The 3009-nt window shown below is 54.3% G+C and carries 2 protein-coding genes, 1 tRNA gene and 1 pseudogene; 1 reads left to right on the top strand and 3 read right to left on the bottom strand.

Annotation, left to right across the window (positions count from 1 at the left end; genetic code table 11):
* Both J5F18_RS08345 and J5F18_RS08340 read right to left on the bottom strand, forming a co-directional pair.
* Positions 1-606 (bottom strand): FGGY-family carbohydrate kinase (locus J5F18_RS08345; RefSeq protein ID WP_346301800.1); only part of this gene is annotated, 606 nt, incomplete at its 3' end.
* 342 nt (positions 607-948) lie between these two features.
* Positions 949-1033: transfer RNA gene (locus J5F18_RS08340), tRNA-Leu, on the bottom strand.
* 146 nt (positions 1034-1179) lie between these two features.
* Between J5F18_RS08340 and J5F18_RS08335 the strand changes: the two genes are divergently transcribed.
* Positions 1180-1440, top strand: coding sequence for a hypothetical protein (locus tag J5F18_RS08335; RefSeq protein ID WP_346301799.1), 261 nt, complete (start codon positions 1180-1182; stop codon positions 1438-1440).
* On the opposite strand, the pseudogene J5F18_RS08330 reads toward J5F18_RS08335, so the two are convergent.
* Positions 1404-3009 (bottom strand): annotated as a pseudogene (locus J5F18_RS08330) (NADP-dependent isocitrate dehydrogenase); the annotation flags it as partial. The gene J5F18_RS08335 and the pseudogene J5F18_RS08330 overlap by 37 nt on opposite strands.

Genomic DNA, 3009 nt, shown 5'->3' with positions numbered 1-3009 from the left:
CTGGTAGCGGGTTTCGGGAAGATGCACCATGCACTGCTGGGCTTTGGCAAAGTCAGGATGCACCCCGGCAACCACGGCCGCCCCGATAGCCGCCCCAAGGGCGCAGGTTTGGTCGGATCCGCTCAGACATAATTCACGACCGGTGACATCGGCGTAAATTTGCATGAGCACCGGATTCTTACCGGCGATTCCACCCGCGCACACGATCCGCTCCACCTCGATCCCATAGGCCTCCATGCGCTCCAGAATACAGCGCGCCCCAAAGACGGTGGCCTCCAAGAGCGCACGGTAAATTTCCGCCGGGGTGGTTCGCAGTGTCTGTCCGAGCAGCAGTCCGCTCAAGCGCGGGTCGACCAGAATGGTGCGATTGCCATTATTCCAATCAAGCGCCAGCAAGCCGCTTTGGCCGGGCTGGCAATCGGCAATCTGCCGGGTCAACTCGCGGTGCAAAGCAGCATCGCCACCACAAATGCCCTCGACCCACCACTTGAATAAATCGCCCACGGCACTTTGCCCGGCTTCGACACCGTAAAAGTCAGGTAGAATAGAACCGTGCACGATGCCGCAGATGCCAGGTATCTCTGGTATGGGCTGGTCGGCGTTCAAGATGGCGCAACTGCGCGCCCGCGGTGAAGCACCCGTTCGGGCGACCTTGGCTTTGCTGAATGGCAATGAGGATCCGCAGGCATTTGAGCAGCATCCCACCATTCCCGCTTATGTTAAGGGATGTCAGCGGCGGGCATGCACCAGCACAATGAACAAGTTGGCGAGGCCGCCATCGATATGCTTGTGAGTATGATACACAACGGCGAATACGGCATACCGCCATTTCTCAGAGCGACCCTTATCGGTGGCACATGGGTTGACGGAAAAACGGTATCTGCGCTCAATTTATGAAACTGATACCTTTGTGCTGATCGACCGTAACGTTCGGTTTGATATTTTTATTGGTGCTCAGGGAGGGATTCGAACCCTCACACCTTACGGCACTGCCGCCTGAAGACAGCGTGTCTGCCAATTCCACCACCTGAGCACGGAAAAAGATTTATATTGGGGTAAGCGCAGGTTGCTTGTCAATTAGTTCTTTAACTGATTTTCCTTATGATTTGAAACTTCTCCTGAGCAAGTTACTCTTTCACCGTTGCCAAATGGTTCTTTCGAGTTTGGTTTGATAAACTTATGAAGAACTTTGACCAACAGCTTGAGGCCTATGCCGAGGAAAGTGCCTTTTCACTAACAGACTGGCAGGCGGCAGCCAAGGCGATGCGTGCTTGGTTGGAGACCCGTGGTCTGACCATTAGCGATGAGGCATTGCTGCAATACATTGCCTGCTGTGCGGAAGGTCAGGCGTGCAATGTAGCCCATGCCAGCCTGGAGCAATCAACCTTGGATTATCTCGATGCCTATGGCTGCGCCAGTGCAGCTGCTTCCAAGGCTTGATTGAGAATCGCGCTTGGGCGCATCGCGCGCTCGGCTTTGGACGGATCCGGGTGGTAGTAGCCACCGATATCGACCGCTTGCCCTTGGCAATCAATCAACTCCTGCAAGATAGCCGACTCCCGTTCGCGTAGTGTTTTGGCAAGCGGAGTGAAGTGCTCCCTGAGGGCCACATCCTCGTGTTGTCCTGCCAATTCCTCGGCCCAGTAGAGCGCCAGATAGAAATGACTACCGCGATTGTCGAGTTCACGCACCTTGCGAGATGGCGACTTATTTTCCTCGAGGAAGCGGGCATTGGCTTTATCGAGCGTTTTAGCCAACACGGCTGCCCGGTTATTGCCAAAGACTTCCGCGAGATGCTCCAACGAGACACCAAGCGCAAGGAACTCACCAAGCGAATCCCAGCGCAAGTGGTTCTCGGCCACGAACTGCTGCACGTGCTTGGGTGCCGAACCGCCCGCGCCGGTCTCAAACAAGCCACCGCCATTCATCAGCGGCACAATGGAAAGCATCTTGGCACTCGTTCCCAATTCGAGAATGGGGAACAAGTCGGTAAGATAATCGCGCAATACGTTACCCGTTACGGAAATGGTATCCTTGCCGTCGCGCAGTCGCTTGAGGGTGAACTTGGTCGCTTCAACCGGAGAAAGGATGCGAATATCCAAGCCTTTGGTGTCCAATTCCTTCAAATAGCGTTCCACCTTTGCAATCAACTGCGCATCGTGGGCACGTTTTTTATCCAACCAAAAAACAGCGGGTGTATCGCTGGCGCGGGCGCGACGCACGGCCAATCCAACCCAATCGCGAATCGGTGCATCCTTGGTCTGGCACATGCGGAAAATATCTCCCGCCTCTACCGCTTGCTCCAATAACACTTGCCCGCTTTTGTTATCCACCACCCGCACGATTCCACTGCCGTGCAGTTCAAAGGTCTTATCGTGCGATCCGTATTCCTCGGCTTTTTGCGCCATCAGTCCAATATTTGGCACACTGCCCATGGTTGCCGGATCAAAGGCACCATGCTTTTTGCAAAAACGGATGGTTTCCTCATAAACGCCCGCATAGGAGCGGTCAGGGATCAACGCCAGTGTATCCTGCAGATCGCCTCCGGGACCCCACATCTTACCTCCTGCGCGGATGGCAGCAGGCATCGACGCATCGATATAATGATATCGCTGGGAACATGTAAATTGGTAATGCCACGATCAGAATCGACCATCGCCAGCAATGGACGCTCTTTGTAGCAGGCTTGCAGGTCCGATTCGATAACTTGACGCTCAGCCTCGGGCAAACTGCGGATTTTTGCATAAACATCACCCAGACCATTGCGCACATCCACCCCGAGACGCTTGAAGGTCTCGGCATGCTTTTTAAAAGCACTGGCAAAGTAAACTTCTACGGCATGACCAAAGATGATGGGATCGGAAATCTTCATCATCGTCGCCTTCATGTGCAGAGAAAGCAAAATGTTGCCATTGCCGGCAACCTGCATTTGCTTCGCGAAAAAGTCGCGCAAGGCTTTGCAGCTCATCACCGAGGCATCTATCACCTCACCCGCCAACAACGGGACTT

The organism is Halomonas sp. BM-2019 (assembly GCF_017584085.1).
This window is presented reverse-complemented; position numbering and strand designations above follow the sequence as displayed.

What these genes read in the sequence shown, in the direction of transcription:
- J5F18_RS08335 (WP_346301799.1), top strand. Translation starts at nt 1,180, where the DNA reads ATGAAGAACTTTGACCAACAGCTTGAGGCCTATGCCGAGGAAAGTGCC.